Origin of the sequence: Kutzneria chonburiensis, assembly GCF_028622115.1 — a bacterium.
Taxonomy (GTDB): domain Bacteria; phylum Actinomycetota; class Actinomycetes; order Mycobacteriales; family Pseudonocardiaceae; genus Kutzneria; species Kutzneria chonburiensis.
This window is the reverse complement of record NZ_CP097263.1, coordinates 10,321,124-10,334,146: the sequence shown is the minus strand read 5'-3', so window position 1 is coordinate 10,334,146 and position 13,023 is coordinate 10,321,124. Positions and strand designations below refer to the sequence as shown.

The 13,023-nt window shown below is 69.4% G+C and carries 12 protein-coding genes; 7 read left to right on the top strand and 5 right to left on the bottom strand.

Annotated features, from left to right (window positions below):
* Positions 1–13 precede the first annotated feature (13 nt).
* Positions 14–376 (bottom strand): hypothetical protein, encoded by a 363-nt coding sequence (locus tag M3Q35_RS48135; RefSeq protein WP_273939371.1) that lies wholly within the window; start codon positions 374–376, stop codon positions 14–16.
* Complete coding sequence (locus tag M3Q35_RS48130; RefSeq protein ID WP_273939370.1) at positions 373–780, bottom strand: hypothetical protein; 408 nt, start codon at positions 778–780, stop codon at positions 373–375. The genes M3Q35_RS48135 and M3Q35_RS48130 overlap by 4 nt, the downstream gene beginning before the upstream one ends.
* Before the next feature lie 309 nt (positions 781–1,089).
* Here M3Q35_RS48130 and M3Q35_RS48125 point away from each other — a divergent pair, with 309 nt between their 5' ends.
* Positions 1,090–2,568 carry an arsenate reductase/protein-tyrosine-phosphatase family protein gene (locus tag M3Q35_RS48125; protein ID WP_273939369.1) on the top strand — a complete coding sequence of 493 codons (1,479 nt, stop codon included), beginning with the start codon at positions 1,090–1,092 and terminating at the stop codon, positions 2,566–2,568.
* Here M3Q35_RS48125 and M3Q35_RS48120 read toward each other — a convergent pair.
* On the bottom strand, positions 2,538–3,227 hold the full coding sequence (locus M3Q35_RS48120; RefSeq protein ID WP_273939368.1) for a nitroreductase: 690 nt from the start codon (positions 3,225–3,227) through the stop codon (positions 2,538–2,540). The two genes, M3Q35_RS48125 and M3Q35_RS48120, sit on opposite strands and share 31 nt — an antisense overlap.
* 29 nt (positions 3,228–3,256) lie before the next feature.
* Here M3Q35_RS48120 and M3Q35_RS48115 point away from each other — a divergent pair, with 29 nt between their 5' ends.
* The 6 genes from M3Q35_RS48115 to M3Q35_RS48090 all read left to right on the top strand — a co-directional run bounded on the left by M3Q35_RS48115 (position 3,257) and on the right by M3Q35_RS48090 (position 11,260).
* On the top strand, positions 3,257–4,645 hold the full coding sequence (locus M3Q35_RS48115) for a shikimate dehydrogenase family protein (protein ID WP_273939367.1): 1,389 nt from the start codon (positions 3,257–3,259) through the stop codon (positions 4,643–4,645).
* Between the two features lie 8 nt (positions 4,646–4,653).
* Positions 4,654–5,793 (top strand): acyl-CoA dehydrogenase family protein, encoded by a 1,140-nt coding sequence (locus M3Q35_RS48110; RefSeq protein WP_273939366.1) that lies wholly within the window; start codon positions 4,654–4,656, stop codon positions 5,791–5,793.
* Positions 5,790–7,430, top strand: a complete 1,641-nt coding sequence (locus M3Q35_RS48105) for a copper resistance CopC/CopD family protein (RefSeq protein ID WP_273939364.1) — start codon at positions 5,790–5,792, stop codon at positions 7,428–7,430. Before M3Q35_RS48110 ends, M3Q35_RS48105 begins: the two co-directional genes overlap by 4 nt.
* 9 nt (positions 7,431–7,439) lie before the next feature.
* A complete protein-coding gene (locus M3Q35_RS48100) occupies positions 7,440–9,602 on the top strand; it encodes an ATP-binding protein (protein ID WP_273939363.1) in 2,163 nt (720 codons plus the stop codon).
* Between the two features lie 201 nt (positions 9,603–9,803).
* Positions 9,804–10,373, top strand: a complete 570-nt coding sequence (locus M3Q35_RS48095; RefSeq protein WP_273939362.1) for an RICIN domain-containing protein — start codon at positions 9,804–9,806, stop codon at positions 10,371–10,373.
* Between the two features lie 134 nt (positions 10,374–10,507).
* Positions 10,508–11,260 carry a class I SAM-dependent methyltransferase gene (locus tag M3Q35_RS48090; RefSeq protein ID WP_273939361.1) on the top strand — a complete coding sequence of 251 codons (753 nt, stop codon included), beginning with the start codon at positions 10,508–10,510 and terminating at the stop codon, positions 11,258–11,260.
* Positions 11,261–11,327: 67 nt separating this feature from the next.
* Here the strand turns inward: M3Q35_RS48090 and M3Q35_RS48085 are convergent, their stop codons facing one another.
* Together M3Q35_RS48085 and M3Q35_RS48080 are read right to left on the bottom strand one after the other, a co-directional pair.
* Complete coding sequence (locus tag M3Q35_RS48085) at positions 11,328–12,116, bottom strand: tetratricopeptide repeat protein (RefSeq protein ID WP_273939360.1); 789 nt, start codon at positions 12,114–12,116, stop codon at positions 11,328–11,330.
* Between the two features lie 94 nt (positions 12,117–12,210).
* Positions 12,211–12,939 (bottom strand): SDR family NAD(P)-dependent oxidoreductase, encoded by a 729-nt coding sequence (locus tag M3Q35_RS48080; protein WP_273939359.1) that lies wholly within the window; start codon positions 12,937–12,939, stop codon positions 12,211–12,213.
* Between the last annotated feature and the right edge of the window lie 84 nt (positions 12,940–13,023).

The following is a 13,023-nucleotide window of genomic DNA, read 5'->3' as shown; positions in this document are numbered from 1 at the left end:
GCCGTCACCTCGATCAGAGGGGGTAGAAGTGGTCGCGGCGGAAGGTGTCGGCCGGGCCGCGGGTGTAGGAGTCCACGACGAGCAGGCGCTTGTTGAGGTAGGCGGCCAGCAGCATCCCGTCGGCGTAGGCCAGGAAACCGACCGCCCTGGTCTCGGTGACGCCGGCCGTGAACGCCGAACCGTCCACATCGGACAGCTGCGGGGTGGAGACGACCAACCTGGCGCCCCGGCGGCTGATCCACAGCCGGTGCGGGCCGGCGGCGTCGATGTCGTAGTTCACCCAGGCGCCGAGCAGCGGATCGACGTCGACCGGTTGGGCGGCAAGGACTTCGGCGCGGTCTTCGGCGCGGTCGAGCGCGCGGATGTGCCGGTTCATCGGTGAAAGAACTCGCGGGTGAAGTAGTCGGCACGGCCGCTGCCGTCCTTGAACACGGTGAACGTGTCGAGCACGAGAATGCCCTGCTTGGCGTACGCGGCCAGGGTCACGTCGAGGAAGCCGAAGTCGTAGCGCGCGGTGAAGGCCATCGCCTCGGTGGCCCCGACCGACGAGCCGAAGCCGGTCGCCGCCGCCTCCTCCCAGTCCAGCGGCTCCGGCTCGTCGGCCCCGAAGCAGCGCACCACCAGTCCGGTGTCGCGCCGGCCGAGCTCGAGCCGCACCACGCCCGGGTTGTCCCGGTCGGTGGCATGCCAGACGCCGAGCAGCGGCGCCACGTCCAGCGGCTGCCGCCGGGAATCCCTTTCCCGCAGGTCGGCGGCGCACACGTGATCGGCGACTTCCATGGCCCACCTTCGCTAATTCAGGGGCGACTCGGTGATCGAAAGCTTATGGACAGGTCTCGCCCGGCCGGTATGGCGTTTTCTTCCTAGTAGGGCGTGACCAATAGGATCGTCCGCTGCTGCCATGGTCGGCACACTCTGCGCCGAACGGCCGACCGGCGGGACGTTGTCGCAGGACAACCGTGAACAATCACCTAGGTAATACCTTACAGCTTTGTTGCTGACGTAACTACGATCCTGCCATACTCGGCCGCCAACGAGAGGGTCATCGTTGTCAGGGCTCTTTCCGTTTCGCTTTCAAGGGAGGAAAGAATGGCCCGAGTACGGTACGCGAGTCTCGGCATGCTCGGACTCGGGATCGGCTATTTCCTGTGGTACACCCCGTACAGCGCGCTGGCCAAGGCCCTGTCCGGCGGACTGCTGCCGGCGACCGGCGGCCCGGTCGGCGGACTGGTGCTGCTGCCCGCCGCGGCGCTCGGCACGCTGGTCGCGATGCCGGTGACGCTGACCCTGTTGCGCTGGTGGAAGCACGCGCGGCGGCGCCGGCTCGGCGGCCTCGCGGTGCCGTGGCCGGGCCCGGAGACGGCGTGGTCGGCGCTGTGGATGGCGCTGATCGTCGGCTCGACGACGCTGAACTTCACCTTTCCCGGCGTGTCCATCCTGCTCATGCTGGTGTTGATGCGCATTTCCACACTGGTCATCTCGCCGGCCGTGGACGTGGTGCGGCGCAGAAGGATTCGACTCTATTCCGGGATCGCCGTCGCGCTGAGCCTGTTGTCCGCGGTGATCGCGCTGCGGGACGTGGACAACTACCGATTGACACTGGCGGCCGTGCTCAGCCTCGCCGCTTACGCGCTCGGCTACACCGGGCGGTTCCTGGTGATGAGCCGGCACGTGAAGGGCGGCGTGCTGACCGAAGACCGGCGGTATTTCGTCGAAGAGCACATGACCACCCCGGTGTTCCTGGTGATCCTGCTCGGTATTCCGGCGCTGCTCGGGATCGGGTCGGCCGGCGAAGCGTTGCGCGTGGGTTTCACCTCGTTCCTGGCGACACCGGCGGCGCTGCCGGCATTCGGCGTCGGCGTGCTCTACGAGGGCCTGTTCGTGTTCACCACGCTGATCTTCCTCGACCGCCGGGAGTACTCGTTCTGCGTGCCGGTGCACGTCTGCTCCAGCCTGCTGGCCGGCGTCGCCGCGTCGTGGGGGCTGCGGGCGGTGTTCGGCGTCGCCCCGCCCAGCGCCGCGCAGGTGATCGCCGCGGTGATCGTCGTGGTCGCGGCGTTGGTGCTCAGCTACCCGACCATGCTGGCACTGCACCGGCAGGGGTGGCCGCTGTCGCGGCGGGTCATGCTTTTCGTCTGCGGTGGCAACACTGTTCGCTCGCCGATGGCCGCCGCCATCGCCCGCCAGGAGCTTCGGCGCGGCGCCTGGCGCGTGCTGTGTGCCGGCGTTTCGGTGTCACGGCCGGGCGCCCCTCTTGGACCGGTGGCGGTCGAAGCCCTTGCCGGGCTGGGAATTCCGCCGCCACGGCACGCCGCCCGTCCGGTGACGCCGGCGATGTGCGCCGCGAGCGAAGTCGTCTTCTGTCTCACCTCGGCCCAGCGGGACGCGGTGGTGGCTCTCGTTCCGGCGATGGCCGTCCGGGTCGTCTGCCTCGACCCGGACGGCGATGTGCCGGAGCCGGACCACGACTCCGTCGCCGACAGCGCCGGGCGCATCCAGGCGCTGGTGCGGCTGCGGGTGACGGAGTGGCTTGACCGTCATCCGGTCGCCGTGGCCAGGGGTGTTTGACCATGCCACCGCACATACTCGTCGAGCTCGGCCCGGTCCGGCCGGTAGCCGTTGACCGCGGCCGACTCGTCCGGGTAGCCGACCGCGAGGCCGCACACGATGATCCGGTCGGGGCCGAGCCCGAGCACTTCCCTGATGGCGTCGGGATATCCGGCCACGCTGAACTGCGGGCAGCTGCCGAGGCCGGCCGCCACCAGCCCCAGCATCACGTTCTGGACGAAGAACCCGGTTTCCAGGAACCAGCCGGGCGGCGCTTCGGCGGCCAGATGGAAGATCAGCTCGACCGGGGCGCCGTAGAAGTTCATGTTGTCCCGCAGGTGTTCCCGCCGGGCCGCTGTGTCCGGGAAACGATATCCCTTGGCCAGCAACACTCCCCTGTTCGCGTCGGCGGCCCGTGCGGCGATCGCCGGGTCGTCGGCTGCCATCCTGTTCGGGTAGTCCGGCTTCGGCCCTTGTCGCTCGAACTCGGTGAGCAGCCGCGCAGCCAGCTGCCGTCGGCATTCGCCGGCCGCCACTTCGACCCGCCACGGCTGGCCGTTGCGGGTGGACGGCGCGTAGGCCGCGGCCCGCAGAACCCGCGCGAGCAGCGACGCCGGCACCGGCTGGTCGAGGTAGGCACGCTTGCACTGTCGGGCTTCGATTGCCGCGAATGCTTCCATGGCACCGAATTGTCGGGGTTGTGATGGCGATGTCCAGCCCCCGAACGATGGCCGCCCCCGACACCTGTTCGGTGGTGGCCTGCCTCACCGACCCGCCGGGCGACCTGTCCCGGCTGCCCGACGCGGTGGCCGGGATCCAGGTCCGCGCCGATCTCGTCGGCGATCTCGATCCCTTTGTCCTCAAGGATTCCACTGCCGCCTCGCTGATCTACAGCCTGCGCAGCTCGGCGGCCGGCGGCCGGCACGCCGGCGGTGTTGATGATCGACACCGCCGGCTGCTGCACGCCGCACGCCGTTACGACGTGGTGGAGTTGGAGGCCGAAACCGACCTCACCGCGGGGATGCTCGACGCGGTTCCCCCGCACCGCCGGCAGATTCTCTGGCGTGGCCAGGCCGGCCTCGGCATCGGCGCGCGGTTGCATGTGGTGGAGACCGCCGATCCGTTGCGGATGCTGCGAAAGCTCGGCCGTGGCGATGTCACGGCGTACGAGACCGGACCGGCCGGCATGTGGAGCCGACTGCTGGCCCCACGACTCGGCGCCCGGGTCGCGTTCTGCCGTTTCGGGGAAGCCGGGCCCGACGGCATGCCCGGCCTGGCGCAGTTGCTGCACGACTACCGGTTTCCCCGGCTGCACGCCGTCGAGATGCTCTTCGGCATCGTCGGCACGGACGTCAGCCGCTCTTTGTCACCCCGACTACACAACGCGGCCTATCACGAGCTCGGCCTGCCGGCGTTCTTCGTGCCGATGACCACACCCCGGTTCGAGCCTCGGTTCGAGTCCATCAAGGACACGTTCACCGGCCTGACGGTGGTGTCGCCGCACAAGACCGAGGCCGTGCGGCTGGCCGACTCGGCCAGTGTCGACGCGGCCCGGGCCGACGGCGCGAACCTGCTCGTCCACGGATCTCGCGGCTGGCGGGCCTTCTGCACGGATCCGGTCGGTGTCCTCCGGCCGTTGAAGGGCATTCGCTTGGCCGGCCGGCGGGCCGCAGTCGTCGGCTGTGGCGGCGCGGGCCGAGGCGCGGCCATCGGGCTGCTGCACGCCGGCCTGTTCCCGACCATGGTCAACCGGGACGGCGACCGCGGCGCGCGGGCTGCCGCCCTGCTCGGGCTCGACTTCGTTCCCCTGCACCGATTCGATGCCCGGCACTACGACCTCGTGGTGCACGCGACGACAGTGCGTGACGAACTTCCGTTCGAGGTCAAGGCAATGCGTCCCGGTTCGATACTGGTCGACCTCACCTACGGGTCGCGGGAGACCGCGCTCACCGCCGCCGGGCGGCGTCGTGGACTGACCGTCGTGGACGGTTGGGACGTCCTCGTCGTCGAGGTCGCGCGCCAGTTCCGGCTGATGACCGGACACCAGATGCCGCCCGTCGCCGCGGCCGCCCTGCGCACCGACCGTCGCGAGGAGTGACCCCTGCCATGACCGACCCACTGTCCCTTTTGGACACCCTGACCAAGCAGTTCGCCGCCCGAGCCGACGAGTACGACCGGTCGGCCGCCTTTCCGGCCGCCGATTTCGACGACCTGTTCGCGACCGGCCTGCACGCGCCGACCGTGCCGCCCGAGCACGGCGGCCTCGGGCTCGGACCGCGCTGCGGCGACACCTACACGTTGTGGGCCATGACCCGCAAGATCGCCGCAGCCGACCTCGCGCTGGCCCGGTGCTGGGAGGGGCACGCCAACTCGTTGCTGCTCATCGACGCCCTGGGCACGCCGGAACAACGGGAGCGCTGGTTCGACGGCATCGTGCACCGCGGCCACAAGTGGGTGGCGTGGAGCGGCGAGCCCCGGCCGCTGGGCACCACCGTGACCAGGGTCGACGGCGGCTGGAAGGTCAGGGGCCGCAAGGGTTTCGCCACCAGCGCGACCGGCGCGGACTGGGCCATCCTGCTGGTCGATCCGGCCGGTCCGGGCGGGGCACGGCATGCCGGCTCCGACGACACCGTGCTGATGCTGGCCTGCGATCTCTGCGATTCCTCGGTGCGGGTGGACAATTCGTGGTGGGATCCGGTCGGCATGCGGGCCACGGCCAGCCATGTCGTGGAGTTCGACGACACGTTCATCCCCGACGCCAACCAGATCGGCCCGCCCGGGGCATACCTGACGCAGCATTGGCAGGCCGCGTTCCTGCCGCACTACGCGGCGAGCTTCCTCGGCGCGGCCGACGCTTTGGCCGACTACGCGACGAATTCGGTGCTGCGGTCCGGCAAGGACGACGATCCCTATGTGCAGCACCGAATCGGCGCGATCTCGGTCGCCGTGGAGTCAGCGGAGCTGTGGCTGCGCCATGTCGCCGCTTTGTGGGACGCGTGGCAGGTCGACGAGGCGCGCGTTGCCGGCGTCCGAGCTCGGCACGCCGTCGAGCACCTCGCACTGGCCGTGCTGGACAACTGCGTCCGAGTGTGCGGGGCCCGAAGCCTGATCCGGCCGTCGCCGGTGGAGCGGATCATGCGCGACCTGACTTTCTATGTGCGGCACGACAATGACGACCGGTTGCTCGCCACCGTGGGGAAGGCGGCGCTCGGCCGTGAGCACGACGTGTCGTTCGGTCGGCGATGACGCGGGCGCTCGTGGTCGCCGTCGTGGCGATCGGCTGGCTCGTGTTCACGGCTGCCCCCGCCTCCGCGCACGCGACGTTGATCAGCACAACGCCGGCCAACGGCGAGCATCTGTCCGTGGCCCCGAAGGAGGTGGTTTTCCGCTTCAGTGAAGCGATAACCCCGGCGCGCGACGGCTTCACGGTGCTGGACGATCAGGGGCGGTCCGTAGGCTCCGTCGCCGCCGTCGCCGGCGGTTCGGACACGCTGCGGATGTCGTTACCCGGCTTGCGGGACGGCGCGTATTCGGTGACGTGGCGCGTGGTGTCGGCGGACTCCCACCCGGTGCACGGGGCGTTGGTGTTCAGCGTCGGCGCTGCCCGTGCCGCGCCGGTGGTGGATGCCGGCGCACAGGCCGGCGCAGACCCATTGGTGGGCATGGTGTTCTGGCTGGCGCGCTGGCTTTCGTACCTCAGCATCGCGTTGCTGGTCGGCAGTGCGTTTTTCGTCGCCTACTGCTGGCCGGCGGGTCGCGGCGACGGCCGGGTGCTGCTGGTGCGGCGTATCGCGTGGTGGACCGCTATCGGCTCCGCGGTTGGATCCCTTTTGCTGCAAGGCGCGAACGTCGCCGGCACCTCGCTGTTCAGCGCTGTCGATCCGGCGCTGCTCGGCGACACCCTCGGTACGACGTTCGGTGTGCTGCTGGTGATTCGGCTCGGAGCGTTGATAGCCCTGCGTTTCCTCCCTTCCCAGCCGGTTTTGGTGCTCGCCGCCGGGGCCGTGTTGGCGGTCACGTGGAGCGGGGCCGGGCACGACGGCGTCGGCGACGGCTGGGGGCTCGCACTGGCTGCGGACTCACTGCACCTGCTGGCGATGTCGGTGTGGTTGGGCGGCTTGGCTGTGCTCGCCGGTTGTGTGCTGGTCGGCGCTCGGCCCGAGGTGTTCAGCGCTGCTCGCCGTTTCTCCTTTGTCGCAACGGTTTCGGTTGTCGTACTGGCCGGATCCGGTGTGGTCATGGCGTTACGGGACGTCAACCTGTCGGCGGCGCTCGACGGCTCCGGCTATGTCCGGCTGTTGCTGTTCAAGCTGGCCACCTTCGGCCTCCTGCTGTGCGTTGCCGCAGCGTCAAGATCGTTGGTACGAGTGCTGGCTGTCAGCACCCGACCGACCCGGGCCGAGGCCGCGGCGCATCGGCTCGCGGTGTCGCGGCTGCGGTGGTCGGTCGGGGGCGAGACCGCGATCGCCTTGGTGGTACTCGGGTTGACCGCCGCACTGGTCTCGACGTCGCCGGCCGACACCACGGTTCGTCCCACCACCGTCGCCGCGCAGACCGGGCCCTACCTGGGATCCCTCGGGTTGTCGAGCGGCGGCGACGTCCAGGTCTGGGTCGATCCGGCGGTCGCCGGGGACAACCAGGTCGCGATCAACGTGCGGGACGACCGTGGTGTCAACCGGGACGTGCCCGAGGTGACCGTGACGCTGTCCCTGCCGTCCGGCGGGGTCGGCTCGGTGCCCGTGCCGTTGGTCCGGACCAGCGCCGGCCAGTACGTCGCCCAGCAGATGACCATTCCCAACGCCGGCCTGTGGCGACTGGACGTCACCGTGCGCACCACCGGTTTCGACGAGTCGACGGTGCAGGCCGATGTGCGGGTGCACTAGTTTGTGCGGATGTCGCTCGCCGAGATGTTGGCAGGACTGCGCAGCAGTCGCGGCCTGTCGCAGGAACAGTTGGCTGAGCAGAGCGGGATCAGCGTGCGGGCGATCGGCGAGATCGAGCGCGGCGCCACGCGGCGGCCGCAGCGCGAGACGCTCCGCGCGCTCGGCGGCGCGCTGGGTCTGACCGCGGAGGAGCAGGAGGCGTTCACTCGGTCCGCCCGCTCCGCGCCTCCACCTAACACCCGTAAGCACACGCCCGTTCGCCCAGCTTTGCCAGCCCCGGTCACGTCGATCGTCGGCCGGGCCGCCGACCTGACGGCGGTGCTCCGGCTCATTGCGGATTCCCGGCTGGTGACAATCACCGGCACCGGAGGGGTCGGCAAAACCCGGCTGGCACTGGAGGTCGGCTGGCGGGCGGCGCGGTTCGATTCCGTGCACGGCCTCGACCTGAGCCCGTTGCGGCATCCCGACGACGTCCCCCAGGCGCTGGCCGAGTCGCTGCGTACGCCTTCGCCGGCAGCGTTGATCGGTGACGGACGTTGGCTGCTGGTGCTGGACAGCTTCGAGCACGTGGCCGCCGCAGCTGGGACCGTCGCCACGCTGCTGGCTTCGTGTCCACGGCTGACCGTGTTGGCGACCAGCCGGTCACCGTTGCGGTTACGGGGCGAGCACCTGTGGCCGTTAGCTCCACTGTCCATTCCGGACGGCGATGCCGAACTGGATTCCAGTGCGGCGGTTCAGCTTCTGGTCGAGCGCGCCGCCGCGGTTCGACCCGGGTTCGCGCTCACATCGGACAATGCCGCTGCTGTCGCCGCGTTGTGTCGGCGGTTGGACGGTTTGCCGCTGGCGTTGGAGTTGGCGGCGGCTCGACTCCGTACCCAGTCGCCGGCCCAGGTACTGGCCCAGGTCCGCAGTCTGCATGGCGACACCGTCGACCTGGCCGACCGTCACGTCAGCCTCCGTCGGACCGTCGAGTGGAGCACGCGTGGGCTCACCGATCTCGATCGGCAACTGTTCGGGCTGCTCGGCGCGTTCGCCGGTGGGGCCGATCCGGTCGACGTCGAGGCCGTTCTCGGTGCACCACCGCTGTCTTTGACGACTTTGGCCGCGCACAGCCTGATCACCGTCGTGGATCGGGCCGGCGGCACCCGGATCGGCATGCTCGACACCATTCGTGAGGTCGTGGAGGACCAGCTCACTTCTGCTGCCGATCGGCATGCACACGCCTCGCATTTCCTGCGTCTGGTCCGTGACAGCGATCCGCGGCTGGCCGACGAGCTGGAGAACGTACGAGCCGCCATACAGTATGCAGTCGACGCCGCGCCCGGTCTGCTTTCCGTAGCCACCATTCGCGCCTTGACCAGCCATTATGTGGCGCGGGGCCGGTTCGCCGAGGGCCGTCGGATGCTCACCGCGGCGGCCGCCGTCGCCGGCGGTGCCCAGTCCTGGGCCTTGCTCGGGGCTGCCATCTTGGCCAACGAGAGCGGCGACCCCGACGCCGCGTTGGCGTTGGCACTCTCTGCCTCTTTCGACGCCGACCCCGAAGGCCAGGCCGCGACGTTGACCTTGATCGGCAACGCCCACAAGTTCGCCGGCCGTTACGAGGAGGCCGCCGCCGCGTACACCGGCGTGCTTTCTCAGGCCCGCATGGCCGGCGACGCCCGCCGCGAGACCATTGCCCTCAACAACCTCGGCGCCTTGGCCCACGACCGCGGCGCTTACCCCGAGGCCATCCGCTACCACTCCGCCGCCCTCGCCCGTAAACGCGAGCTCGGCGACCGGCGCGGCATCGCCGTCGCCCAGCTCAACCTCGGCGCCGTCCGCAATGACACCGGCGATCACCTTGCCGCCGCCGCTTTGCTGGCCGAGTCCGCCGCCACCTTCGCCGCCCTCGGCGAGCCCGGCTCCGAGGCCTTCACCTTGGCCCTTCTCGCCCAAGCCCAGGCCGGTCTGACGCTGTGGTCCGACGCCCGCTCCACCGCCCACCGTGCCCTGGCCCTCGCCCGCCGCGTCGAGCACGCCCAGGCCACCGGCCTCGCCCTGTTGGCCCTCGGCCTCACCGCCGCCGCCACCGGCTCCCCCGACGCTTCACCCTTGTTCGAGGAGGCCTTGACCTACCCTCTCGGCCTCCCGGACCAGGTCCGCATTCGCGAACACCTGGCGCAACTGGCCTGACTGCCCTCATCCGGCCGCGCCGCCCACCCTCGCCCCCACCCGGTCCGCCGGTCCGAGCGCTTCTGCCGCCCGGGCCGGACCTGGACCCCATCCACCACCACCCCGCCCTCCCGATCTGATTTCCGCCGGCTTTTCCGCCGGTTCGTCCTGGAGTCCGGGTATCACGATCTCTACTGTTCGCCGGGCCCGCATTCGTATCTCTTGAGGAATCCCCATGCCGTTTTCCCCCGCCTGCTGCTGGTGCCGCTCGTCGCCGCCGCGCTGGCCCTCACCGGCGTCACCCCCGCGTTCGCCGACAACGTCATTCCGCCGCCGGTGAGCGGTGACGTGGTGTTCCTGTGGTCCAACAGCGGCACCACCGGCCTCGACATCAAGTGCATGCAGGTCGATCCGGGTCGTCTCGACAACTTCGCGCCGGTCGACCAGTACACCTGCACATTCCGCAACAACCAGGCCTGGCGGCTCGGGCAGGTCAACGGCCAGCCCAACGTGTTCTGGCTGCAGAACGTCGCCACCGGCAAGTGCCTCGACGACCTGAACTACAGCGTCGTCCAGGGCAACCCCATCGTGCAGTACACCTGCCAGATCGGCGTCAACCAGCAGTGGCGGATGGACTGGGACTACAACGGCGGCACCGCCTCGTTCCAGAACGTGAACAGCGGCATGTGCCTGTCCGTCGACGGTCTCAACTCCAGCAACTACCGCCGTTTCGTGCAGAACCCCTGCTACGACTTCACCAACGAGCGCTTCAACCCCGAGTACCCCGGCTGACACCCCGTTGTCCGCAGGCCCACCCCGCCCGGGGTGGGCCTGCGTTCTTCCGGCATCGGTAACGGTTCGGTCAAGCCGGGCATCCTCCCCGACGGGCACGCGTCTAAGAGCCACACCCGGCGAGGGGGAATAAAGTGAGCAAGCGAGCCGATTTCTACGACGCTCCGGCCCATGACTATCTGCGCTACTGGGACGGCCGTGACTACGAGAACGCCGCCGAGCAGGCCGCGATCCGCCGGCTGCTGCAGGGCCAGCACTTCGACCACGCCGCCGACATCGGTGGCGGCTACGGCCGGCTTTGCGTGCTGCTGCAGGAGTTCGCCGAGCGCGTGACGTTGGCCGAGCCCAGCAGCCGGCAGTTGGACATCGCCGCCACGTTCTTGGCCGACCATCCCCGCATCGAGCACCGCCAGATGCAGGCCGACGCCTTGGCCTTCGACGACGCCGCGCTCGATCTCGTGACGATGATCCGGGTCATGCACCACATTCCCGAGCCCAGCACCGAGTTCGCCGAGATCTCCCGCGTGCTACGCCCCGGCGGCACCGCCGTGATCGAGGTCGCCAACCTCGCCCACGCCCGCAACCGCGTGCGTTATCTCTTGAAGGGTCAGCGAATTCCCCACCTGCCCGTCGACATCCGCTCCCCCGAGAACCGCCACGACGACGAGATCGCCTTCGTCAACCACAATCCCCACACCGTCATCGAGCAGCTCTCCCGCGCCGGCCTGCGCACCGAGCAGATGCTCTCCGTCTCCAACCTGCGCAGCACCACCCTGAAGAAGGTCCTGTCCCACCGCGTCCACCTCGCCGCCGAGGTCGCCAGCCAGCGCATGCTCGCCCACACCTTCTTCGGCCCCAGCGTCTTCCTGTTGCTGCGCAAGCCCTGACCGCGTCGGTCCGGCTCCTACACGGGAGCCGGACTTTTACGCGCCAATCGCCACGGATGCGATGCGCCTACGAGAAGATCGTGGCGATTATGGCGTCGGCGTCGCCTGGCCGACCGGCAAGCAACGCCGCCTTCCGTATCTCATCCGGCGCCATCCCCCGAGCTGCCTCGATTGCCTCGTGTATCCCGTCACCGTTGCCCTGGTTGAGCATCGACAAGAACCAGCGCACGGCCTGCACCGCATCCGGGTCTCCGGCCGTCCCGTCCCGAAACCAGGAGGCAGCCGCGTTCATCGCTCCGACGTGGCCGGCAGCTGCCGCTCGGACGTACCAGTCGAGCGCCTCCGTGTCGCGATCCACCTGCGCCAGCAGGTCTCCCAGCTTCGCTGCCGCCTCGACCACCCCGCCGCTTGCCGCCGATTCCAGCAGCTTCAGAGTCTCGTCGTACGTGCAGTACGCACCTTCCGCCCGCACATTCACTACGGCCAGGTTGTACTGGGCAAACGAATCACCACCGGCCGCGGCCGTACGAAAGAGCTCCGCCGCCCGGGCCTCATCGGCCTTCACGCCAAGGCCGTTCGAATAGAGATGTCCCAGGCTCCGCTGACCCGCCGCGTCCCCAGCGGCCGCCGACATTTCGAACCACTGCCGGGCCCTCTTCGGCTTGCGCTCGATCTCAAGTTCAAGCGCACCAAGCAGGTTCTGCGCATCCAAGTCGCCATGACGGGCCGGGTCGGACAGGCTGACCTTGACCCGACGTACGTCCCGCGAGTCGACTCGCGCACCAGTCGCATTGGTCGCCAAGAGTTCGCGCGCTGCCTCTTTCGCGCCAGCCATAAGGTCCTGCTCGGATTCCACGGCCCCTCTTGTCTCTGTGAACAGCGCGAAACCGATGATATCGCGCCAACGTCGCCAGCCATGGGTGGAGAAGACGTGCTGGCGACGAAGGAAGTCAGCGGGCAGTGTAAGCGCCGCCGTTGACGTGGATTACCTGACCGGTGAGGTGGGCGGAGTCGGGGCGGGCGAGGAAGAAGATGGTGGAGGCGATCTCGGCGGGGGTGGCGGGGCGGCGGTTGAAGGCGGTGGAGACGCGGGAGGCGACCCAGTCGGGGGTGACGGTGCCGGCGAAGAACTCGGTGTCGAGGGTGACGCCGGGGGCGACAAGGTTGGCGGTGATGCCGCGAGGGCCGAGGGAACGGGCGAGGTCGACGTTCCACGCCTCGAGGGCGGCCTTGGCGGCACCGTAAGAGCCGGAGCCCTGCTTGGCGGCGATGGAGCCGACGGTGACGACACGGGCGTTGTCGGACAGGAGGGGCTTGAGGGCCTCGGTGACGAGGACCGTGGTCAGGACGTTGGCGGCGAAGTTGGCCCGCCAGGCGTCGGCGATGCCGGCGAGGTCGACGGGGGCGGGGCGGCGGCGGTCGGTGTTGCCGCCGGCGTTGTTGACCAAGACATCGACGGAAGACGGTAAGCGGTCCAAAGATGCCTGCACGGCAAGGGGATCGGCGGCGTCGAAAGCGACGTGGGAAACGCCGAGGCGGGCAGCGGTGGCGGCCAAGACGTCGGGCCGGCGGCCGGTGATGGTGACGTCGTAGCCAGCCTCGGCGAACAACCCGGCCGCGGCGGCGCCGATGCCGGTGCCGCCGCCGGTCACGACAACACGGCGCTGAGTGGTGGTCATGGGCGAGAAGTCTCGATGGCGGACCTTCGAGGTGTCAAGAGATGTTCGAAATTCCACGACGATGTCGAAGTCATATAGGCTGCG